This is a genomic window from Caballeronia sp. LZ032, from assembly GCF_031451315.1.
Taxonomy (GTDB): domain Bacteria; phylum Pseudomonadota; class Gammaproteobacteria; order Burkholderiales; family Burkholderiaceae; genus Caballeronia.
The window spans coordinates 91,949-113,979 of record NZ_JARUXP010000008.1 but is presented as its reverse complement, the minus strand read 5'-3'; the positions used below and the strand labels follow the sequence as shown (position 1 = coordinate 113,979).

Here is a 22,031-nt window from a genome sequence, read left to right as displayed (position 1 = left end):
ATAGGCCCATTTCATATTGAAACTGGGAGTTTCGCAACTGCTTATCTGCACCTATCCGCACGCTGCGCTTGGCTTCGCGCGATTCTGCAAGACCGACTAATGAGGCTGGACGAAGTCATCTTTCCGCGAAATCCCATTCGAAATAATCACCAGTGCCACGACAATGGCTCAAGCATCAGCGAGCGACCGAAAGGCTAGTCCCAAAGATAAAGGATCGGTGCTTCCATTATTCATAGCCGAGTTGACTTTCTGACAATTCGTACGCCTGCCACATCGATCAATTTATCAACATTCAGCCGGTTTAGCTTGGCCATCAACAAGCTCGTTGCCCGTCCGGTGAAGGCGCCTTACCATGGGAAAGAGGCACTCACGTTCCCGATCAAGCGATACGAGCAGGACCTGTCGCTCGTCAAGTGAAAGTACTAGACACCACAAGGTAAAATGTTCGAACTGCCTTTGCCGTTCTTTTCCTCTTCTGGCCGGTCTGCGCGCCAAACCGTTTCTGAGAGCCTATGAGCGTCCTGAAAAGAAATAATGTCAAGGTACTGGGCAGTGGGCCAGCAACCATGGCTTTTTCCCATGGCTTCGGCTGCGACCAGTCGATGTGGCGGTTTGTTGCTCCGACATTCGAAGGTCGTTACCGGACCGTTCTGTTCGACCTGGTGGGCAGCGGCGGGTCGGATCTTGCGAGCTACGATTACACCAAGTACGGTGCGCTGAGCGGTTATGCCGACGACGTTCTGGAGGTGCTTGACGAGACCGCTACCGGTCCCGTTATCTTCGTCGGGCACTCGGTCAGCGCGACAATCGGAATGCTCGCTGCGCTTCGGGCGCCCGAGCGCTTTGCCGCCAACGTCATGGTGGGACCCTCGCCCTCGTTCATAAACGATGGCGAATATCACGGCGGATTCACGCGTGCGGACGTTGAAGAACTGCTGGAAACGCTGGAAAACAATTTCCTCGGTTGGTCGAGCACGATGGCTCCAGCCATCATGGGCGCGCCGGAACAGCCGCACCTTGGAGATGAGCTCGTCAACAGCTTTTGTCGGACCGATCCAGACATTGCAAAACACTTCGCACGCGTCACCTTCCTGGCGGACCACCGGGCCGAACTGTCTCGCGTCTCTACCCCCACCCTGATCGTTCAATCGGATGACGATTTTCTCGCACCGGTTTGCGTCGGCGAGTACATGCACCGAACGATTCCCGGGAGCAGGCTGGCGATTGTAAGAAATATCGGCCACTGTCCCCACTTGAGTGCGCCCAGCGCTAGCGTCGATGCCATCGAGGGATTCCTTCACGAGGTCATAGGTGACGACGCATGAACGCGGTGACGTGGTAGCCGCAGGCAACGCGGCCTACGAACGGGCCCCCTGCGGCTTGCTGGCAACTGCGGCAGGCGGGAAAATCCTGCGCGTCAATCAGACGCTGTGCCGATGGCTGGGCTTTTCCGCAGCCGATCTTGTAGATCGCCTGACCTTTCTGGATCTGCTGACGGTCGGTGGCCGGATGTTCATGCACACGCACCTCGTCCCGCTGCTACAGGTGCAGCGCTCGGTGGCGGAAGTGCAGCTGGGCCTGCGCCGCAATGATGGAGTCGTCATTCCGGTGCTCGTCAACGCCTGTCGCGTAAGCGAGGCAGGACGCGAAGTGGACGAGTTCGCGGTCGTAATCGTCAACGACAGGCATCAGTACGAACGTGAGCTTGTTCAGGCGCGCCAACGGGCAGAAGAGGCCCTCAAGGCAAAGGAGGCCGCCGAACGGGCCCTCATGACGGCGGATCGGCGTAAGGACGAATTTCTGGCCACGCTCGCGCATGAGTTGCGCAATCCTTTCAGCGCAATGCGGTCTGCCATCGCCCTGCTCAAACGCCCGGACCCGTCCCTGCCCGACAAGGATTGGGCCGTTCATATGCTTGATCGGCAGCTGGATCAGGCCTCGCGCCTAACCGATGATCTGCTGGATATCTCGCGCATCGCTGAAGGGCGGATCGAACTGCAACGCACGCGAACCGACGTTTGCGCCGTCGTGAGAGACGTTATCGAAAGCACGCGCGCGCGCCACTTCATCACCGGTTCGTCGCACCACCTGGCAGCGGAAATTGCGGCTGAGCCCATCTATGTCCGTGGGGATGCCGTCAGGCTTTCGCAGATCGTCCAGAACTTGCTCAATAACGCCCTCCGCTACACGCCTGTGGGCGGAAACGTGTGGGTTTCGGTTATCCGGCAGGACGATGAGGCCGTGATCACCGTGACTGACAATGGCATCGGCATCGAGCAGGACCAGCTAGCAGCGATCTTCGAAATGTTCGCCCAGGCTCCATCTGGCGGTGGCCGGCTGAAGGGCGGCCTCGGGGTCGGCCTGGCGCTTGTGCGTGCGCTGGTTCGACTCCATGAGGGCAAGGTAGCAGCACACAGCGAAGGCCCTGGGAAAGGAAGTTCATTCGATGTGCGCTTGCCGGTCATCCCGACTGTCGATACCTCCCTTGAGCGGCCGTCCCTACCGCAATTTGCCACTGCATCGGTCGCGCGCCGGGTGCTTGTTGTCGATGACAACGAGGATGCGGCGATCAGCCTGAGCCTTGTGCTTGAGTCGGAGGGGCACATCATCCGGGCCGCGAAAAGCGGCCATGAAGCCTTAAACGTCGAGAAGGAGTTCAAACCCGAGGTTGTCGTCCTGGACCTCGGGCTACCGGACGTTGACGGCCGCGAAGTTGCTCGCCGGATCAGGAGCAGTCGAGGTCGGAGCGCCACCCTTGTTGCACTTACCGGCCGGGTTGGAGACCGTAGCCTTTATCGTGGGCAGGACTCCTTCGACGCCTATTTCGTCAAGCCCGTCGATCTTGGAGAACTGCTTGCCGTTATCGACAAGGCACCGCGTTCCGGATCAGGATGAGGTCAAGGTAGACACTCTTGGGATGAACAATGATTTCCTCCGGTGAGTTTCAAGCAGCATTCCCAGCCTTCGGCGCAATTCTAAAATCTTTGTCGGAAGGCGGAACGATAGTCGCGGTGTACGACGAGTCAGACCGCCTGATATATGCGAACGCCGCGTTCCGCAGGATATTTCAACTGTGGTCCAGTGAGCATTCAATGACGTTCGCCGACCTGATTCTTCATTGCGTGGAACGCCAGTGCGGACCTCGTATTGATCGGGACGACCCTATCCAGTTCATTGCGGACACTCAACGTCGCCGGCGCGGTACACCGGGTGAACGCACGTTTGCGACGGATATGCACGACGGGCGTTGGTTCTGGATGACCGAAACCCTCTTCGAAAATGGATGGATCACCTTAATAGGCGTTGACTTTACCGAGCAGAAAAGAGGCGAGGACGAGGCGCGAAAAGCACGCGACGCCGCCTATCGGGAATCACGAACGGATGCTTTGACCGGGCTTCCGAATCGACGGCATGCCTTCGAAATGCTGGAGGTAGGCCGACAGGCTTTCGTCCAGTCGGTTGCGCCGCTTCCGCTTTCCATGGCATTGGTTGATCTTGACCGGTTCAAACAGATCAACGACGAGTTTGGACATACAGCCGGCGATGCCGTGCTGATGAATTTCGCAGAGGTCTGCAAGCAGACACTCAGGCGGCAGGACACCGTAGGCCGGATAGGAGGAGAAGAATTCCTCGTTGTATTGCTCGGCGCCCCGCTCGACGAGGCTGTCGCCGTTCTCACGCTGTTGCAGAATCGCGTGTCGATGCAAAGCGTCAAAACCGGAGAAGAACCTTCCATCAACTACAGTTTCTCGGCAGGAGTGACCCAATTTACCGAGGCTGACACGGTAGATGCAGCAGTCCGGCGCGCCGATCGCGCGTTGTACGAGGCAAAGGCGGCCGGTCGGAATTGCATTCGAACCAAAAGGTAGTGGAAGTGAAGCTTTATAGCAATTAAACGTTAGGATATCTAGCAGAAAGGTTTGCCGACGCGCTGAAGCGAGACATCGACATATCGACACATCGAGACATCGGTCGATTTGCGCTTCTCGATATCATCACATATTCGGCTTCCTGCTCATCAGGATCCCGGACGAGAGGGCAAGCAATTCAGCGCAACGAGAGGTCGACATGAAATCGAACGAAAAGCAACCTGGCAAACCGCGGAGACCCGACTTTCCGGTGGTCGGCGTGGGCGCTTCGGCGGGTGGGGTGCAGGCGCTCCTGCGCCTGTTCGAGACCGCTCCCCCTTCGCCTGGCGTGGCTTTCGTGGTCGTACTGCATCTGTCGCCCGATCACGCGAGCCACGCGCACGACGTCATTCAGCGCGTCACTCGCTTGCGGGTCAGCCAGGTGAGCGGCTCGGTGCCCCTCGAGAAAGACACGGTCTACGTGATCCCGCCCGGTAAATTGCTCGCGATGATCGATGGCTATTTGCGTCTGAGCGAGCCGGACCCGCCGCGCTTGCCGCCGACTTCGATTGACGTGTTCTTTCGAAGTCTGGCCGACGCGCATGGTTCGCGCGCGTTCGCGGTCATTCTGTCGGGGTCCGGTACGGACGGCTCGGTCGGCATCTCGCGCGTGCGCGAGCAAGGCGGCGTGACCATCGCCCAACGTCCCGATGAAGCGGAGTATGGCGACATGCCGCGCAACGCGATCGCAACCGGCGATGTCGACCTTATTTTGCCCGTGGATCAGATCATCCCGAGAATCTTGGCATTGGCGCAAAACGCCGCAAAAATCGACTTGCCGGCGCCATCGGATGACGAACATGCAGCCGCATCGCAACCCCCGGTTCCCGATGCCGATGCGATCGATGAGGTTCTAGCGATCTTGCGCGCACGGACTCGCCATGATTTTTCCAACTACAAGCGTGGCACGATCGTGCGTCGCATCGAGCGCCGCATGCAGGTCAACGGACTATCGACTCCGCGCGCGTACCGACATTTCCTCGATCACAACGCCGAGGAGACGCCCAAGCTCTTGGCGGACCTGCTCATCGGCGTGACCCATTTCTTTCGAGATCGGGACGCTTTCGCAGTACTGGAGCGCGCGGTCATCCCCGAGCTCCTGAAAAACCTCCGAGGACGCGACGAAGTGCGCGCCTGGGTTGCGGCATGCGCGACCGGCGAAGAGGCGTTTTCCGTCGCCATATTGCTCGACGAAGCCGTGCGCCACTTACGGCATCGGCCCCGCGTGACTGTCTACGCCACCGACATCGACGAGCGCGCCATTGCGATTGCACGCACGGCCAACTATCCACTCGCGATCGAAAACGACATCTCAGCGGAGCGCCTCAGCCAATACTTTAATAAGGAGGGTAATCGGTACCGTTTGGCGAAATCGCTTCGGGATACGGTGATTTTTGCTGCCCACAACTTGCTTCGCGATCCGCCTTTTTCGCGTGCCGACCTGGTTTCCTGTCGCAACATTCTGATCTACATGGATCGCCGCGCGCAGAAGCAAGTGATGGACACCTTCTATTTCTCATTGCGACCGCATGAAGGTTTTCTGTTCCTCGGTTCAGCGGAGTCAGCCGATTTCGCTCGAGAACTGTTCACACCCATCGACAAGCACAAAAAGATCTACCGCGCGCTGCCGAACGCGGCCGCGTCAAGTCCTGGCAACGTGCTGCCGCTTACCGATGGGGAAGCAGCCGGTTCTGGCGGCCAGACGTATTTTTCGATGCCGCCGATCGCCGATGCAGACGAGGCTCATCTGCCGAGTCGGGCTCGCGCGCTCGACCTGTTTGGTCCGCCGATAGTCGTCATGCGCTTGGACGGCACGATCGTGCATCGCTCAACACACGCCAACAGGCTGACGGAGGACGTGCGCCAAACCAGGGTAAGCAATCTGTTCGACATCATACGCAGCGATGCCCAGCCGGGGGTTCGGCAGGCGATTGAGCGCTGCTTGAAAACGGTTCGCCGCGAGGACGCAACGTCCGTACCGTTGATGACCGCATCGGGCGAGATCGCGGTGAACATATCCTTCAGACTGTTCCGCGATGGCGCGCACCAGGAATATCTCGTGTCGGCCACCTGCGATGTACTGACGCCGCTGCCGGATGCGGTCTCCGAGCACGGCCCATCTGAGGGCGAGGACACGCTGGACACGTTAAGGGAGGCGCTCGAGGGTAGCGAAGATCGTTTGCGCACTTCCATGGCGCGTCAGCAGGTCTCCAGCGAGCAACAGCGCGCATCGAACGAAGAACTCCAGGCGATGAACGAGGAGTTGCGCTCGGCTACCGAGGAGCTGGAGGCAAGCCGCGAAGAATTGCAGTCGCTCAATGAGGAGCTCATGACGGTCAACTCCGAACTGCTGGCCAAGGTTCAGGAGTCCGCCCGCGTCAGCGATGATCTTCAAAACCTCATCTCCTTGGTCGGCGTGGCTACCGTGTTTGTGGACCGCACGCTGAACATCAAGCGGTACACCGCGCCTGCCGACACCCTTTTTAATATCCGGCCGATTGACACCGGACGGCCGCTTGAGCATCTGACCCACCAGCTCGACTATCCGGAGATGCTCACCGATCTTCGTGCGGCGTTTGAGTCGCTCAAGCGGTCGGAAAAAGAAGTGACCAGCAAGGACGGCCGCACGTTCCTCGCGCGCGTGCTGCCTTACCGCACCGATGATGATCGCATCGACGGCGCCCTCCTCGCGCTGATCGAGATCTCAGAACAAAAGGCCGCACAGGATCAGGCGCGACGCAGCGAAGAGAAGCTCAAGCTCGCGGCGCACGCGACGCACGATTTCGCGATCATCGTGCTCGATGACGATGCGGCGATCGTCAGCTGGAATGCCGGCGCCAAGCACCTGTTTGGCTTCGATGCTCAGGAAATGCTTGGCAAACCATTCGAATCTATTTTCACCGCTGAAGACATCGCCGCCGGCGTGCCCGCCCGAGAGCGCGATCAAGCCCTCGAACGGGGGCGCGCCGAGGACGAGCGTTGGCATGCAACGAAAAGCGGCGCGCGCATCTATTGCAGCGGCTTCCTCAGCCGCATCGAAGCGCCCGGCTTCTCCGGCTACGCCAAGATTGTCCACGATGCAACGCAGCGCAAACTGGCCGACGGCAGAAAAAACAGCGTGCGTGCGCGGGAGCGTGTACGCAATATGGAGATTCGCAAGCTCAGCCGTCTCAAGGACGAGTTCATTGCCGTGCTGTCGCATGAACTTAAAAACCCGCTGAACTTGATTCATATGAAGGCGGAGATTCTCGCGCGCCTGCCCGAGGCGCGGCATATCAGCCGCGTTCAGGAAGTATCGGACGCGATCCAGAAGTCGGTTCTCGCCCAAGCTCAGATCATCGACGACTTGCTCGATTTCTCGCGCATCCAGACCGGTAAGCTGTCGTTGCGATTCACGCCAACGGACCTTGGCCACGCCGTTCGTACCATCGCGAATGCGATGCAGAAAGACTTCGACGAGGGCGAGATCGATTTTCAGTTAGACGTGCCCAAAACGCCGGTGCTGATTCGAGGTGACCCGGTGCGCGTCGAGCAGATCGTCTGGAACCTGCTCAGCAACGCCCTGAAATTCACACCCAAAGGCGGCGAGGTGGTCATTCGGCTCGATCAGCGCGGCGATCAGGCCCGGCTGGAAGTCGCTGACACAGGTTGCGGCATTGCGCCGGACGCCCTGAAATCGATATTCGACATGTTCCAGCAAGCGCCGAACGTACCGTATCGCACGCGACCCGGCGGACTGGGAATCGGCCTGTCGCTCGTGCGCCAGATTGCCGAGTTGCATGGCGGCAAGGCGGAGGCGTTTTCTGAGGGAGACGGCAAAGGAGCCCGCTTTGTGGTGCAGCTACCCACCGATGCGGCGTCCGCCGATCGACAGGCCGGCGAACGGCCGGCCGCCCTGTCGGTGTTCAAAGACGTCCACGTTCTTTTGGTCGAAGATTCACCAGATTCGCTCCAGGCGATGGCTGATCTGCTGTCGCTCTACGAGGCACGCGTCTCAACGTCGACGAATGGGACCGACGCCTTGCGGATTGCCGAGAAAGCCGAAATCGACCTGATCATCACCGACGTCAATCTCCCCGACATGGACGGCTATCAGTTGGTCGGTCAATTGAGGAAGTTCCCGCATTGCATGGATGTTCCCATCGTCGCCGTCACGGGTCGTCCGGTCGCCCAGGAAGAAGCCCGGGCGCGCGAGGCAGGCTGTGATGCATGTCTGCCAAAGCCGTTCAACTTGCAAGCCCTTGCCGATGCCGTACAACACCACTCCCGACGAAGTTAATTGACGGCGCAGCCGCCCCCGCAGCAGCAGCAGTCGAAGCGCAGCGCTTCCTACGGTACCGCAGGGCAAGCCGCGGGCCAGCCGCCAATCTCGGCGATTGGGCGATTGCGCTTCTGTCGCCAAGGCAGGGAACTGACGAGTCCGCTGAATCGCCGGGGGATTCAGTTCCCTCGCCGCAACATCGGTACGTCGTCATCCAACGCCCCTGGCAGATAGCGCATACCGCCATGTCGAGCGCGGCATGCGGCGCGGCATACAGCGCGGCATGCAAATTGCGTGTCCACTGTGTGCCCCTGCATGCTCGTTCCCAACGAGGCTTGCCATGCCGCGTCGACTCTTTCTATTTCCCACTCTCACCGGCGTCTTCATCACCGTGTTTGGGGCGGCATTTTTGGCGCTCGGCGGGTGGCTTCTTGCGCTCGGTGGCTCCCCTTATTATGTCGTCGCGGGAACTCTGCTCGTCGTGTCTGGCGTGCTAATGATCATGGGCCGCGAAGGGAGCCTGTGGTGGTAATTCGCTTTGTTTATCGGCACGCTCGCCTGGTCACTTTTCGAAGTGGGGTTGGACGGCTGGAAATTAATGCCGCGTATCTTTCTGTTCGCGGTGCTCGGCATATGGTGTAGCTTGCCGATGGTCGTACGGCCGCTCACCGCCAGGCATGCGGCCCGCATCTCGGCCAGTGTCGCCGGCGTCATCTATGCGTTGTCGATCATCGGCATTTTCTGGTCGGGCTTCGCCGTGACGGACGCTCGGCACGTTCAATACGAAGCGCTATCCGACCTCCGCACGAATAGTGCGCTACCAGCGGTCGATACGGTTGATACCGACTGGCGTTATTACGGCCATACGATGGCGGGCACGCGCTATTCGCCGCTTGGTCAGATTACGGGCACCAACGTGAAGCGGCTACGCAAGGCCTGGCAGTACGAGACAGGTGATCTTCCACGTAAGGGCGAAACGACCGCGGGACGCGAATTCAACTTCGAGGCCACGCCGATCAAGGTCGGCAACCGGCTATACCTATGCACGCCACATCGACACGTGATCGCGCTCGACGCAACCACCGGCAAGCCGATCTGGACGTTCGACCCACATGCACAGACCGCGGCAAACGAATACCTCGCGTGTCGCGGCGTCGCCTACTACGAAGCGCCGCCCGGAAGCGACTGCCCGCGGCGCATCATTGCCACGACCGCCGACGCGCGCATCGTCGCGCTCGATGCCGAGACGGGCAAACCCTGTGAGGGCTTCGGCGAACACGGCTTTGTAAGCCTCACCGAGCACATGGGCAAGGTTCCGCCGGGCTTTCTTTTCATCACTTCTCAGCCGCTCGTCGTGCGAGACAGGATCATTCTCGGCGGCTGGATCTACGATGAGCAGGCTGAAGGCGAACCGTCGGGCGTGGTGCGGGCCTATGACCCGCTTACGGGAAAGCCGGCATGGGCCTGGGACATGGGCAAGCCCGATCCGACGGCGCCGCTCAGACCTGGCGAAATTTATACGCGCGGCACGCCCAATGGCTGGGGTACCTACACGGCCGACGCGGAGCTCGGACTTGTGTACGTGCCGCTTGGCAACGCGACGCCCGATTACTACGGCGCGAATCGACGGCCGTTCGATGACAAATACTCCAGTGCCGTCGTGGCGCTCGACATTGAAACCGGCAACGAGCGCTGGCATTTCCAGACGGTGCATCATGACCTGTGGGACTTCGATCTGCCGATCGGTCCGACGCTCGTTGATCTGTCGGGACCCAACGGCAGCACGGTGCCCGCGCTTGTGCAAACTACCAAGATGGGCGAATTCTTTCTGCTGGATCGTCGTACCGGCAAGCCGCTTGCCAACGTCGTCGAAAAACCCGTGCCGACGTCGCCCGCATTGCCCGGAGAACGGCCTTCTCCCACGCAGCCACATTCCGTCGGCATGCCGACGCTGGCCCCACGCAAGCTGACGGAGAAGGACACGTGGGGCGCCACGCCAATTGGGCAGCTCTGGTGTCGCATCCAGTTCCGGCGTGCGCACTACGCCGGCCTCTATACGCCGCCCTCCTTGGGTACCACGATCGCGTATCCGGCGTTCGATGGCGTGGTGGACTGGTACGGCGCGACGCTGGACCCTGTAAATCATCTTCTGATTGCCAATGCGAGCTACATTCCCTTCACCATGGAGTCGATGCCGACAGCGGAGGCGATGCGCCGGGGATTGATCAAGCCCTGGGCCGGCTGGAATAGTAACGCGCCGTACCCAAAGCCGAAGGAATTTGCGGTTGCGCCGCAGTACGGCACGCCTTACGCCGCCGTAGTGAAGCCGTGGCTTACGCCGCTCGATGTTCCCTGCAGCGCCCCACCGGGGGGCAAGCTCGTCGCCATCGATCTGAAAAGTCGCCGCATTGCCTGGGAGGAACCGGTCGGCACGACGCGCGATTCGAATCTCTTCAATACGCACGCGAACGTAGCCCTGCCCACCGGCATCTTCATGATCGGGGGCAACATCGTGACCGGCAGCGGACTGATATTCATGGCCGCAACGGCCGACACCTATCTACGCGCCTTCGACGAACGCACTGGTACCGAGCTATGGCGTGCTCGCCTGCCTGCCGGCGGCCAGGCTACCCCGATGACCTATATGGGCGCGGACGGCAGACAGTACATCGTTATTGCCGCGGGCGGGCACGGCGGGCTACGCACCGCGCCCGGCGACTCAATTGTCGCCTACGCGCTGCCTGGTGGACCGTAGGCTGAGCGAGCCCTGCAGATTTCGTCGGTTACCTTCGCGCCGGGATTTTTGGATTAATGGTGGCCGTGCTCCGCCCAATTCCCGGCTACCGGAAGCGAGCGCGAAGATCGACACCCGATTGCAAGCCCGAACTTGAACTGACAACGGCTCGCTCTTCCCGCTTGCTCGCCCCGGGCGTAAGGCTTGCGCGTCTGGCGACGGGAGGTGCCGCCATGAAAGCGACTGAATTCTTGGAACAAGCGAAACGGGAAGCGCAACTCGTCGATGCGCTCCTCGTTGCGCGCTATGCGCTCGTCATCCATGACGGCATGATGCTGTTGGGCGATGACGAACCGCCAACGCGGTGGCGGGTGAGCTTCAGGGCCGAGCTTCTGCGCATCGACGCGGCGCTCGAGATGGCGGGCATCGACACGCAGCAACCGCTTCGTCCGCCGATGCTCGATGGGGGCGACGGCGAAGGGGACCATGAAGGCGACGGCGACGGCGTGCCGCCGGACGCGGGCGACGAGTGACATGGGTCGGTGGACCGGTTCGCGCGCGACTCGGGTACGCGCGCCCGACACGGCGCCAGGCGAAATGCCGGCGCTCATTGAGCCTCAACTGGCGACGCTGGTCGAGCGTCACCCCGTGAAAGGGGAATGGTCCTACGAGATCAAGTTCGACGGCTACCGAATGCTCGCTCGCATCGAGCGGGGCGACGTCAAGCTGATCACGCGCAACGGACACGACTGGACGGCGCGCATGCCGCGGTTGCGAGACGCGTTGGCAATCCTGCCGGTCGACAGGGCCTGGATTGACGCGGAGGCAGTCGTGCTGGACGCCAGCAGCAAGCCCGACTTCAATGCGCTGCAGAACGCTTTCGACCGGCGCAGTACGGCGGACATCGTCCTGTATGTCTTCGATCTGTTGTGGCTGAACGGCAACGACATCCGCGAGCAGCCGCTTCGATCGCGTCGGGCCCTGCTTCACGAGTTGATGCAAAGCGTCGAAAGCCCTCTCCTTCGCTATTCCGACGATTTCGCCGAGGACCCGGCGTCGCTCGTGGCGTCCGCCTGCAAGATGAAACTCGAAGGCATCATCGGCAAGCGCGCCGATGGGCCGTACCGCTCGGGTCGCTCGAACGAGTGGATCAAGCTCAAGTGCAATCTCAGGCAAGAGTTCGTGATTGGCGGCTTCTCGCGTGTGAAGGGTGCAAAGTCTGGCGTGCGTTCGTTGCTGCTCGGCGTCTATGAGCAAGACGGCACGCTCAGGTACGCGGGCCATGTTGCGCCTCATCTGACGCCTGCGCGCAGTGCCGCGTTTAGCAAGCGCGCTCAAGCCTTGCTTCAGACTGAGCCCGCCTTCTACAACGCACCGCAACCCGAACGCGATCGCGAGTTCCACTGGCTCGCGCCCGACATGGTGGCGGAGGCGTCGTTCCTGGAATGGACGCCCAACGGCGAAATCCGGCATCCCGTGTTTCATGCCCTGCGCGAAGACAAGCCTGCACAGGCCGTTACGGAAGAAAAGGTCATTGACGATCCACAAGTCGAAGGTCATGAGCGGATCGGCTCGACGCGCGAACGACCCGGTCCCCGCGGCACAGTCATCGTGGGGGACATCAAGATCAGCAACCCGCAGCGCGTGATGGATCAGGCCTCAGGCCGCATCAAGCTTGACGTCGTGCGGTACTACGAGGCGATCGCCGAGTGGGCGCTGCCCTACCTGCGTGCCCGGCCGCTTGCGCTTGTACGCGCGCCCGACGGTATTGCGGGCGAACTGTTTTTTCAGAAGCACTCCGAGCGTGCGCGCATTCCCGGCGTGGAGGAGTTGCCCGTGAGCCTGTATCCGGGACACAAGCCGCTGCTGGTTGCCAATACTGCCGATGCGCTCGTTGGTCTCGCTCAGATGAGCGTCGTCGAGATCCATTCGTGGAACGGCGCGGCGCCCGATCTGGAACATCCCGATCGCGTCATCTTTGACCTCGATCCCGATCCCGCCTTGCCTTGGTCAGCGATGCTGGAAGCCGCATCACTCGTCAAGGTCGTGCTGGATGAGCTGGGCCTGCGCTCATTTGCGAAGACGAGCGGCGGCAAGGGCTTTCATATCGTCGTGCCCCTCACCCGCCGACAGGGCTGGGAGGACGTGAAGCTTTTCTCCCAAGCGGTCGCACAGCACATGACGCGCGTCGTGCCGCAGCGATTTTCAGCTGTGCTGGGGCCGAAAAATCGCGTTGGCAAGATCTTCATCGACTATCTGCGCAATGGTCGCAGCGCCAGTACGGTGGCCGCGTTTTCGGTGCGCGCCCGCCCCGGCATGGCGGTTTCGATGCCGATATCGTGGGATGAGTTGAAGGACGTAAAAAGCGGTGATCAGTGGACGATGGCGCAAGCCATCCACCGACAACGCACACTCGCAGCGGATCCGTGGGAAGGCTACTGGCGCACGCGGCAAGGCATCACCGCCGCGATGCGCCGCGCGGTCGGCATGAAGCAATCGGCATGAAGCGCTAGACAGTTAGCACTTCATGCCGGTGGATCAGGTAATTAGACCTTAGCCATGTCACCCACGCGCCTCGGTGCCCTTCAGTTCACCGTGTTTGTGTGAGTGCGTCGCCGCGTATTTGAGTTCGAAGTGGGCGCCCTTGCCGCTGCGCGTCGGCGGAAAATGTTCGCCCTCGACACACGTGACTTCGAACGTATCCTTGCCATCGTCATGAACGACGGAATAGATGCCGGACACCTTGACGATCTCACCGGGCTTATACGAGTTGTCGCCTGCCATCGTTGCACCTCCTCAGTAAAGAACAATGACAGCGAAGCAAGGCGCGTTCCGGGCGGCCGCCGGCAAGCGGCTCCTGCTGTTCACAATCTACGCGGCAAGCCGATGCTCGTAGTAAGGCCGTTCTCGATCCTCGAGGATCGCGTCGAGTGCGGCGAGGTCGGACGCCTGCGGACTCAACCAGGCATCGACGTTTTCTCGCTTGATTGGGACGATGCAGCGGTCGTGGCCTGCTGCTTCCACCTCGGCAGGTGGTTCATCGGTGATGGCGGCAAACGAGAGGAGATTCGGCTGCCCGGGAGCCGTCCACTTCGACCAGAGGCACGCTACCATCAGCAGCTGACCGTTGTTGGGGCGAAACTCCAGGACGACGTTTTCGCCGGGCGCCTGCGGTCCGTCATGCGTCTCAAATAGCGTGTTCTCGCACTTCGCTCTCGCGACGTTCTCATAGAAGACGTCAACCAACAGTAGACCATGCGTGTAGCCGAAACACGGCTTCCAGAACTTTTCCAGACTATCGCGCCGCGCATTATATGTTCCGGGGTACTTAACATCATAGTTCGCAGGCTTACCCGCGATGCGACACTGGTAGCGCATTGGCTTGACGACATACTGTCCGTCTTCGACCACGAGCACGGGCGCATAGTAGCCGGGAAAGATGCGTGAGTCACGGGGCTCTTGTTCAGTTCGACCGAAGTCGGCCAAGCGCCGTAACGCCGCATCGATCTTGTCGGTTGCGATGCGCTTGCTTTCGGTCGCCGCTTTGGTCGTTTTTGTCTGCAGCGTGCGTTCAGCATCGGCCAGCCGCGTTCGCTGCTTGAAAAGCTCCTGCTCGACCTTGGTCGCCTGTTCCGCGTTGTATCGATCAATGAAGGTCTTGATCTGACGCTCGTCATCGGTTTGAGGCTCGCGGAAGGCGTCTTCCATCGCCTTGGGGATTTTTGCCTTGCTGCCCTCGGCGCGCTCCCAGAACAGTCGCGCGAACTCGCGGATGTCCATCTGTGCGCCGAACATCTTCACGTAGCGGCGATAGTCAGCCTGGATTTGCGCGGAGTAACACATGTGTTGGGTTCCCCTCTTGTCGTGATAGCGGCGCTCCAAGGAGTCGTGCCCAGGACGTCAGAGCGCCTCTTTGCACAGCGCCAGCATCTTCTTGATGACGGTGCACGAATAGTTCAGTTGCATGTCGCCCGTGAAGAGCGCCTGGACATTCGACTGGCGCACCGCGATGCCGGCGCCCTTCAGGTCGCGTTGTGCGATCTTGAGCGCCAGCTGGCCGAGGCGCACGCGCTCGAGCCAATCCATCCAAAGGCGATTGCGTCGAAGCCAGATGCGGCAGCTCTCCACGAGATGATCGACTCGCCACTCGTATGTGAGCGAATGGGAGGCCGCCACGGTCGCGACCAGGAAGCACAGCAGCTCCGCCCGCGCGTCCGACACATCCAACACTTCGTTGCTATCAGATCCGGCCATACGTCGTCTCGTTTCGTCCTTTACTTCGTACCTGGTGCTTGGAACCTATCGACATTCTCTAACTTTCGGAGGTAGGGGATGGTCCGCGGCGTGGGCATGGCCGGTCCCCAATCCATGTGAAATGCAACTACCGATCTTGTTCATAAAACCCCACAGACTGTTTGCAAGAGCGCGCCGCTCGAGCCCTCAGCAATTCGCTTTCAGAGTGGACCGACGGGGGAAATCTACCGCCGGGCGCTCAATGCCCCGCCTCAAAAATAATTGTGGGCGCCGGCGCCGGAATCAACCTGACTTCGTCTTGGGCGCCCGGCTTGGGCAACGCCCAAGGATTGGTTACCGACCGCGCTGCCGGCGCCGTTCCGTATTCCCCGCAGTAACCAAGCAGGATAGTCGCCCGAGATGCCAGCCGCGACAAAAAAGGGCGCAATACCGCGTTGCGGGTTTCGATGTAAAGTACTGTACATACATACAGTACTTATGCAAAATGGCGGCCCTGCCCAAACATGTCGAGTCGATTCACCCGAGTCTGTGGCGCGGATCGCAGTTGGCGCGTGCCTACGGTAAGACCGTAGACACCGGCTACGCGGCGTTGTCCGCGGAACTGCCCGGCGGTGGCTGGCCGCTTGGGGCGCTCGTGGAATTGCTCGTGCAGCAGCCCGGCGTCGGTGAAATGCGTTTGTTGCGCCCGGCGCTCGCGCGCGTCGCTCAGCAGGATCAGCACGCTCGGCGGCCCGTCCTGCTGCTGCAGGCGCCGCATGTGCCGAATGCGCTGGCGTTCTCGTACCTCGGCGTGCCGCTGGACAAGCTGATGTGGCTGCGTGCGTCGAAAACGGCGGACGCCTTGTGGTGCGCGGAGCGCGTGCTGCAGGCCGGAAGTTGCGGTGCGCTGCTGTTCTGGCAACAGCACATCCGCTCCGAGGCTTTGCGACGCTTGCATTTGGCCGCTCAGGCGACCGAGACGTTGCTGATTCTGGTGCGTCCGCTTGCCAGCGCCCAGGATGCGTCACCGGCGACCTTACGGCTTGGCGTGAGACCGGCAGAGGGCGGGATCGCAGTCGACATGATTAAACGACGCGGTCCCAACCGAACTGAACCATTGACCGTCACCCTACAACCGTCGCCGATCTTGCTGAGTCCCTATGGCCGTGTTCGTCGCCATTCACTTGCCCCGGCTTTCGCTGGAGGTGTTCAGACCGAGGTGGTCGCCTCCGTCTGAGCACGGGTGCGTGGTGCTCGAGCGCGACAAAGTCATCGTGCTCGATGCGGTGGCAAGGGACGCGGGCGTGCGAGTGGGGATGAAACGCGGCGGGGTCACGACGCTCGCGCCGGAGGCGCTGATGTTCGACCGGAGCGCCGCGCGTGAACACGAGATGCAGCGCGAGGTGGCGGTCGCGCTGCTGCGTTTTTCGCCGCAGGTGGCCGTGTGCGAGGAGCAAACCGTCGTCGTCGACGTCACCGCGAGCTTGCGCCTCTTCGGCGGCATCCTGCGCGTGTGCAGGGACATCAAGGACGTCGTCAAGACCATCGGCGTCACCGCGCGCATAAGCGTCGCGCCCACCGGGCGCGGTGCGTGGCTCCTCGCCAAGCCCGGCCGCCAGCGGGTGCTCAAGATGCGTTCGCTCGAACGCTACCTGGACGTCTTGCCCTTCATGGTGGTGCCGGAGTTGCGCCCCTTCGCCGACTGGTTCAATGGACTGGGCTGCCGCGTCCTGAGTGATATCCAACGCCTGCCCCGTGCAGGTTTAAAGAAGAGATGTGGCGTGGACCTACTCGATTCCCTAGACCGGGCCTATGGCCTGGCGCCTGAACTGCACGAATGGCTCGAACCGCCGCCGACCTTCAGCGCACGCGTCGAGCTGCCTGATCGCGTTGAGCATGCCGAAGCCATCCTCTTTTCCGCGCGGCGACTCGTCGTGCAGCTCTGCGGGTGGCTCACGGCCCAGCAGCTGGCGCTCACGCATGCCACGATCACGCTCGAGCATGAACGCGGACGCCAGGCCATCGAACCGACGCTCATTGAGATCGCACTCGCTGAGCCGACCTGGCATGAAGAGCACCTGGTTCGTCTCCTGAAGGAGCGACTCGGTCGCACGGAATTGGAAGCCGCGGTCATCGCCGTGCGGCTGACGGCCGCCGAAGTGCGAGCGGCCGAGCCGCCCAGCGACTCGCTGTTTCCCGAGCCAGGCGGGTCCGCGCAAGACCATAACCGGCTGCTAGAGCTTCTAGCGGCACGTCTGGGCGCCGAAAATGTTTTGCGGCCCGCGCCCGCGCCCGATCATCGGCCGGAACACGCCAACCAGTGGGTGCCCGTGCAGAGCACGCCGAAGACCCTCCCCGCGCCTGATGATCTGCCGCGACCGACCTGGCTACTGCATGTGCCCTTGCGCTTGATGGTCAAGAATCATCGTCCGTTCTACGGTTCGCCGCTGAAGCTCGTCTCAACTGGCGAACGGATCGAGGCCGGATGGCACGATGGGGCGCTGGTGACGCGCGACTATTTTGTCGCGGAAGCCGACGATAAAAGCTGCTACTGGATCTACCGCGAACGGCCGAGCGTCAAGACCGAGGAAACGCGCTGGTTCCTGCACGGGTTGTTTGGCTAAGCGGATAAGCAGGTGGCATTGTGGACTTTCCCTCATCGGCCCTGCCCGACTACGCTGAGCTTTTCGCGTTTAGTAACTTTTCGTTTCTCCAAGGTGCATCGCACGGCGAAGAACTGGTGCTGCGCGCGTCGCAACTCGGTTACGCGGGACTGGCCATCACCGACGAGTGTTCGGTTGCGGGCGTCGTGCGCGCGCATGTTCAGGCCAAGGAAGAGAAGCTGCCGCTGGTCATCGGCTCGTACTTTCGTCTGGTCCATGCGCGTCAGGATGCGGATAGCGGTCCCAAAAGCCGCCCCGCTGCTGGTCCTGCTGCTGGGCCCGCATCTGACCCCGCGTTCGGCCTTATCTTGCTCGCCCAAAACCGGGATGGTTACGGCAACCTGTGTGAGCTCATTACGCTCGCGCGCATGCGGGCGGCCAAGGGCAGCTACCTGCTGACCCCCGACGATCTCGCCCGACCAGAACCGAAGTACGCGCATTTGAAGGACGTTCCCAACTGCCTTGCGATCCTGGTGCCGGACTTTCCGGCGAATGAAGAGACGTTGACTGCGCAAGTCGACTGGCTGCGCCAGACCTTTCCGGCGCGTGCGTGGGTCGGCCTCACGCTGCATCAGCGGGCGATGGACGACATTCATCGAGGCATCGTTGAACAAGTGGCATTGCGAGCCGGAATTCCGGTCGTGGCGACCGGCAACGTGGTGATGCACGTGCGCTCGCGAAAGCCCCTGCAAGACACCATGACCGCGATTCGCGTCGGCAAACCCGTGGCTGAATGCGGCTATGAGCTTGCGCCCAATGCCGAGCAGCATTTGCGTTCCCGCTTGCGGCTCGCGAACCTGTATCCGCCGCATGCGATTGCCGAAACGTTGAGGGTGCTCGCGCGCTGCACCTTCTCGCTGGATGAATTGCGCTACGAGTATCCCGACGAACTCGTTCCCGAAGGCTACACGCATGAAGCCTATCTGCGGCAAGAGACCTATATCGGCGCGCACCGGCGCTTCCCCGCCGGCGTGCCACACAACGTGCAACAACAAATCGAGCACGAGCTGCAGCTCATTCGCGAGCTGCGTTATGAAGCGTACTTCCTCACCGTCTATGACATCGTGCGCTTCGCGCGCAGTCAGCACATCCTCTGCCAGGGCCGCGGATCGGCGGCGAACAGCGCGGTGTGTTATTGCCTCGGCGTCACCGAAGTCGATCCGTCACGTGGCAACATGCTGTTCGAGCGCTTCATCAGCAAGGAACGCGGTGAGCCGCCCGACATCGATGTCGACTTCGAGCACCAACGACGCGAAGAGGTCATCCAGTACATTTACCGGAAGTACGGACGCGATCGCGCAGCCATTGCCGCCGCGGTGTCGACCTACCGACCGCGGGGCGCACTTCGGGAGACCGGCAAGGCGCTCGGCATTGATCCGCAAATCGTCGACAAGGTCGCGAAGAGCCATCAGTGGTTCGATCACTCGCAGGATCTGCTGCGTCGATTCGAAGAGTCCGGCCTCGACCCTGCCAATCCGCTGATCGCCATGTGGGCGAATCTGGCGGCGCAGATACTGAATTTTCCCCGGCATCTGTCGCAGCACTCGGGCGGTTTTGTGATTAGTCGCGGCAAGCTCACGCGGCTGGTGCCTGTCGAGAACGCGGCGATGCCCGACCGCAGCGCCATCCAGTGGGACAAGGACGACCTCGAAGCACTCGGCTTGCTGAAAATTGACGTGCTCGCGCTCGGCATGCTGTCGGCAATTCGACGCACGCTCGATATCGTCTCGGAGCAACGCGGTGAGCGCTTTGAAATGCAGGACATTCCGGCCGAAGACGCGGCCACCTACGAGATGATCTCCCGCGCCGACACGGTCGGCGTCTTCCAGATCGAGTCGCGCGCACAGATGAGCATGCTGCCGCGCATGCAACCCAGAGAGTTCTACGATCTCGTGATTGAAGTCGCGATCGTGCGACCGGGTCCGATTCAGGGTGGCGCCGTCCACCCCTACTTGCGGCGGCGCCAGAAGCTCGAACCGGTCACCTATCCCAGCGAGGCACTGAAAACCGCGCTCGGCCGCACGCTCGGCGTGCCGATCTTCCAGGAGCAGGTGATGCAGGTCGCCATTCTCGCTGCCGGCTTCACGCCGGGTGAAGCCGATCAGCTGCGGCGCGCGATGGCGGCCTGGAAGCGCAAGGGTGGCCTGCAGCAATACTACGATCGCATCGTCGGGGGCATGCAGGCGCGCGGTTACGACAAGGCGTTCGCGGAAGCCATCTTCGAGCAGATCAAGGGATTCGGCGAGTATGGCTTTCCGGAGAGTCATGCCGCAAGCTTCGCGCTCCTCGTCTACGCGAGCAGTTGGCTCAAGTGCCATGAGCCAGCGGCCTTTCTGGCCGCCATGCTCAACTCCCAGCCGATGGGTTTTTACTCGCCCTCTCAGTTGGTGCAAGACGCGCGGCGTCATGGCGTCGAGATGGCGCCGATCGACGTGACCATCAGCGGATGGGATTCTGTGCTGGAAAAGCGGCCGGGTCACGACAAGCCGTTGGTTCGGCTCGGCCTTTCGTTGCTCAGGGGCATGCGTGAAGGCGCCACCGAGCGGATCGAAACGGCACGCGCCGTGAAGCCGTTTACAAGCGTCAGCGATTTAGGGCGTCGCGCGCAGCTCGATCGCCGCGACCTGCAGGTGCTCGCGGCAGCGAACGCGCTCCGGTCACTTGCGGGGAACCGTCGTGAAGCGCTGTGGCAGTCCGCTGCCGCGGTGCCCGACCGCGACATCTTGTCCGATACCCGAATCGACGATGAAACGCCGACGCTCGGTGCCCCATCTGAAGCGCAGGAGATCGTGAGCGACTACGACACCGCGGGACTGACGCTCGGACGCCATCCGCTATCGCTCTTGCGGCCGGCGCTGCTTGAACAGCGGCTCATGCCGGCTTCGACCTTGCGGACCTATCGAAACGGCCGTCTCGCACGAGGCTGCGGGCTCGTGACCGTACGGCAGCGACCTGGCACCGCGAAAGGCGTCATGTTCGTGACGCTCGAAGATGAGACGGGCAACGTCAACGTCATCGTATGGCCCTCACTGCTTGAGAAACAGCGACGTGAAGCGTTGGGCGCTGCATTACTTGCGGTGTATGGCACCTGGCAATGCGAAGGCGAAGTCCGTCACCTGGTGGCGCAGCGACTCGTCGACATGTCGCACCTGCTTGGCGGACTAACGACCGTCAGCAAGAACTTCTGTTGAGCGTGGCCGTGGCCTTTTCCTTCCTGCGCAAGACGAGAACCGGCTGCCCCCGCTCGGCATGCGGCCTTTTCCATTCCTCGATGTTGGCTTGCCCGACGTCGACGGCGGCCTATCTATGCAGGCGATTGCGGGCGGCCGGCCCGAGCAAATTCGCTTGCGTTGTGTCGCCGTGGCGGGCGACCATCGCCGTCACGACGATATCAGGCTGGCACATTTCGACGGATTTTTGTGAAGGCTTTCACTGAAAAGTGATAGCGCGCAGCACTTGATGCATGCTGAGGCGCTTAGATCGAACGGTCACACAGACGCGCAATGCTCCGGCTCTGACACCAATAGTTGCATTGGTGCCGATTTGTCCCCTTGGACTCAGCCGTAATTCTATGCGGGCGCAGGCAGCGCGGCCCCCCTCCGCGACCGGCGCAGATTCCACCGTCATTCATAGGTTCCGCTGGCAGCAGAAATCAACGGCCGGCTGACGGCTCGTGGATACGGCCCAGGACTATGCCGTATCTGTTCGCCCTGCGCCGTCTGGCAGGACGCTCCGTTTTTGCAAGGTTTGGGCGGCATCGAAAAGCGCTGCTTCCCGACTGACAAAAGCCTCATGGCATTGGAGAACCACGGGCGGCGAATCGTCATGCGAACCTCGGACAACGGCTATCCAGATCCAACCGCCTGCCTCGCGTTCAACTCTGATTTGCGGGGTATCGGACACAGTTAATGATCTCCTTTGCGAAGTCATAGCATGGGTCGGCACCAACCTTGCGAGTGTACTGAAGCCTGCAATCGGCAGGAATTGAGGAGAACCGCGATGAACGAAGATCAGGTCAAGGGCGTGGGCGAAAAAGTTAAGGGAAAAATCAACGAAGGCGTTGGAAAAATGACGGACGACTCGGTACAGGAAGCAAAAGGCGACGCGCAACAGGCGGGTGGCGAAGCGAGGAAGGAGCTCGGTGACGCAAAGGAAGACTTGAAGGATGCCGCCGATGATGCCGCGGCTGACGACAATAATCCGGCCGCACCGGCGCCCTGATCGGCTCCCGG

The 22,031-nt window shown here is 61.3% G+C and carries 16 protein-coding genes; 13 read left to right on the top strand and 3 right to left on the bottom strand.

Features of this window, described 5'->3' with window-relative positions; genetic code table 11:
- Positions 1 to 512 precede the first annotated feature (512 nt).
- The 8 genes from QCE69_RS37670 to ligD all read left to right on the top strand — a co-directional run bounded on the left by QCE69_RS37670 (position 513) and on the right by ligD (position 13,408).
- A complete protein-coding gene (locus QCE69_RS37670) occupies positions 513 to 1,325 on the top strand; it encodes an alpha/beta hydrolase (protein WP_309935924.1) in 813 nt (270 codons plus the stop codon).
- Positions 1,312 to 2,895, top strand: a complete 1,584-nt coding sequence (locus tag QCE69_RS37665) for an ATP-binding protein (protein WP_309935923.1) — start codon at positions 1,312 to 1,314, stop codon at positions 2,893 to 2,895. The genes QCE69_RS37670 and QCE69_RS37665 overlap by 14 nt, the downstream gene beginning before the upstream one ends.
- Positions 2,896 to 2,924: 29 nt before the next feature.
- Positions 2,925 to 3,869, top strand: a complete 945-nt coding sequence (locus tag QCE69_RS37660; RefSeq protein WP_309935922.1) for a diguanylate cyclase — start codon at positions 2,925 to 2,927, stop codon at positions 3,867 to 3,869.
- A gap of 199 nt (positions 3,870 to 4,068) precedes the next feature.
- On the top strand, positions 4,069 to 8,187 hold the full coding sequence (locus QCE69_RS37655) for a chemotaxis protein CheB (RefSeq protein ID WP_309935921.1): 4,119 nt from the start codon (positions 4,069 to 4,071) through the stop codon (positions 8,185 to 8,187).
- Positions 8,188 to 8,509: 322 nt separating this feature from the next.
- Positions 8,510 to 8,701 carry a hypothetical protein gene (locus QCE69_RS37650; protein ID WP_309935920.1) on the top strand — a complete coding sequence of 64 codons (192 nt, stop codon included), beginning with the start codon at positions 8,510 to 8,512 and terminating at the stop codon, positions 8,699 to 8,701.
- 6 nt (positions 8,702 to 8,707) lie between these two features.
- Complete coding sequence (locus QCE69_RS37645) at positions 8,708 to 10,924, top strand: membrane-bound PQQ-dependent dehydrogenase, glucose/quinate/shikimate family (RefSeq protein ID WP_309935919.1); 2,217 nt, start codon at positions 8,708 to 8,710, stop codon at positions 10,922 to 10,924.
- Positions 10,925 to 11,085: 161 nt separating this feature from the next.
- Complete coding sequence (locus QCE69_RS37640; RefSeq protein ID WP_309911367.1) at positions 11,086 to 11,436, top strand: hypothetical protein; 351 nt, start codon at positions 11,086 to 11,088, stop codon at positions 11,434 to 11,436.
- Between the two features lies 1 nt (position 11,437).
- Positions 11,438 to 13,408 (top strand): DNA ligase D, encoded by a 1,971-nt coding sequence (ligD, locus tag QCE69_RS37635; protein WP_309935928.1) that lies wholly within the window; start codon positions 11,438 to 11,440, stop codon positions 13,406 to 13,408.
- A gap of 57 nt (positions 13,409 to 13,465) precedes the next feature.
- Here the strand turns inward: ligD and QCE69_RS37630 are convergent, their stop codons facing one another.
- From QCE69_RS37630 to QCE69_RS37620, 3 genes are all read right to left on the bottom strand, one after another.
- Positions 13,466 to 13,687, bottom strand: coding sequence for a hypothetical protein (locus QCE69_RS37630; protein ID WP_061152680.1), 222 nt, complete (start codon positions 13,685 to 13,687; stop codon positions 13,466 to 13,468).
- A gap of 87 nt (positions 13,688 to 13,774) precedes the next feature.
- Positions 13,775 to 14,746, bottom strand: coding sequence for an SOS response-associated peptidase family protein (locus QCE69_RS37625; protein ID WP_309935917.1), 972 nt, complete (start codon positions 14,744 to 14,746; stop codon positions 13,775 to 13,777).
- A 57-nt stretch (positions 14,747 to 14,803) separates the two neighbouring features.
- Positions 14,804 to 15,157, bottom strand: a complete 354-nt coding sequence (locus QCE69_RS37620; protein ID WP_309911372.1) for a hypothetical protein — start codon at positions 15,155 to 15,157, stop codon at positions 14,804 to 14,806.
- Positions 15,158 to 15,641: 484 nt separating this feature from the next.
- Between QCE69_RS37620 and imuA the strand changes: the two genes are divergently transcribed.
- The 5 genes from imuA (at position 15,642) to QCE69_RS37595 (ending at position 22,020) form a co-directional block, all read left to right on the top strand.
- Positions 15,642 to 16,373, top strand: a complete 732-nt coding sequence (gene imuA, locus QCE69_RS37615; protein WP_309935916.1) for a translesion DNA synthesis-associated protein ImuA — start codon at positions 15,642 to 15,644, stop codon at positions 16,371 to 16,373.
- Positions 16,297 to 17,760 carry a DNA polymerase Y family protein gene (locus QCE69_RS37610; protein ID WP_309935915.1) on the top strand — a complete coding sequence of 488 codons (1,464 nt, stop codon included), beginning with the start codon at positions 16,297 to 16,299 and terminating at the stop codon, positions 17,758 to 17,760. Before imuA ends, QCE69_RS37610 begins: the two co-directional genes overlap by 77 nt.
- Before the next feature lie 20 nt (positions 17,761 to 17,780).
- On the top strand, positions 17,781 to 20,990 hold the full coding sequence (locus QCE69_RS37605) for an error-prone DNA polymerase (protein ID WP_309935914.1): 3,210 nt from the start codon (positions 17,781 to 17,783) through the stop codon (positions 20,988 to 20,990).
- 88 nt (positions 20,991 to 21,078) lie between these two features.
- Positions 21,079 to 21,222: a hypothetical protein gene (locus QCE69_RS37600; protein WP_309911375.1), complete on the top strand. Its 144-nt coding sequence runs from the start codon at positions 21,079 to 21,081 to the stop codon at positions 21,220 to 21,222.
- Positions 21,223 to 21,798: 576 nt separating this feature from the next.
- Positions 21,799 to 22,020, top strand: coding sequence for a CsbD family protein (locus QCE69_RS37595; RefSeq protein ID WP_309935913.1), 222 nt, complete (start codon positions 21,799 to 21,801; stop codon positions 22,018 to 22,020).
- Positions 22,021 to 22,031: the final 11 nt, after the last annotated feature.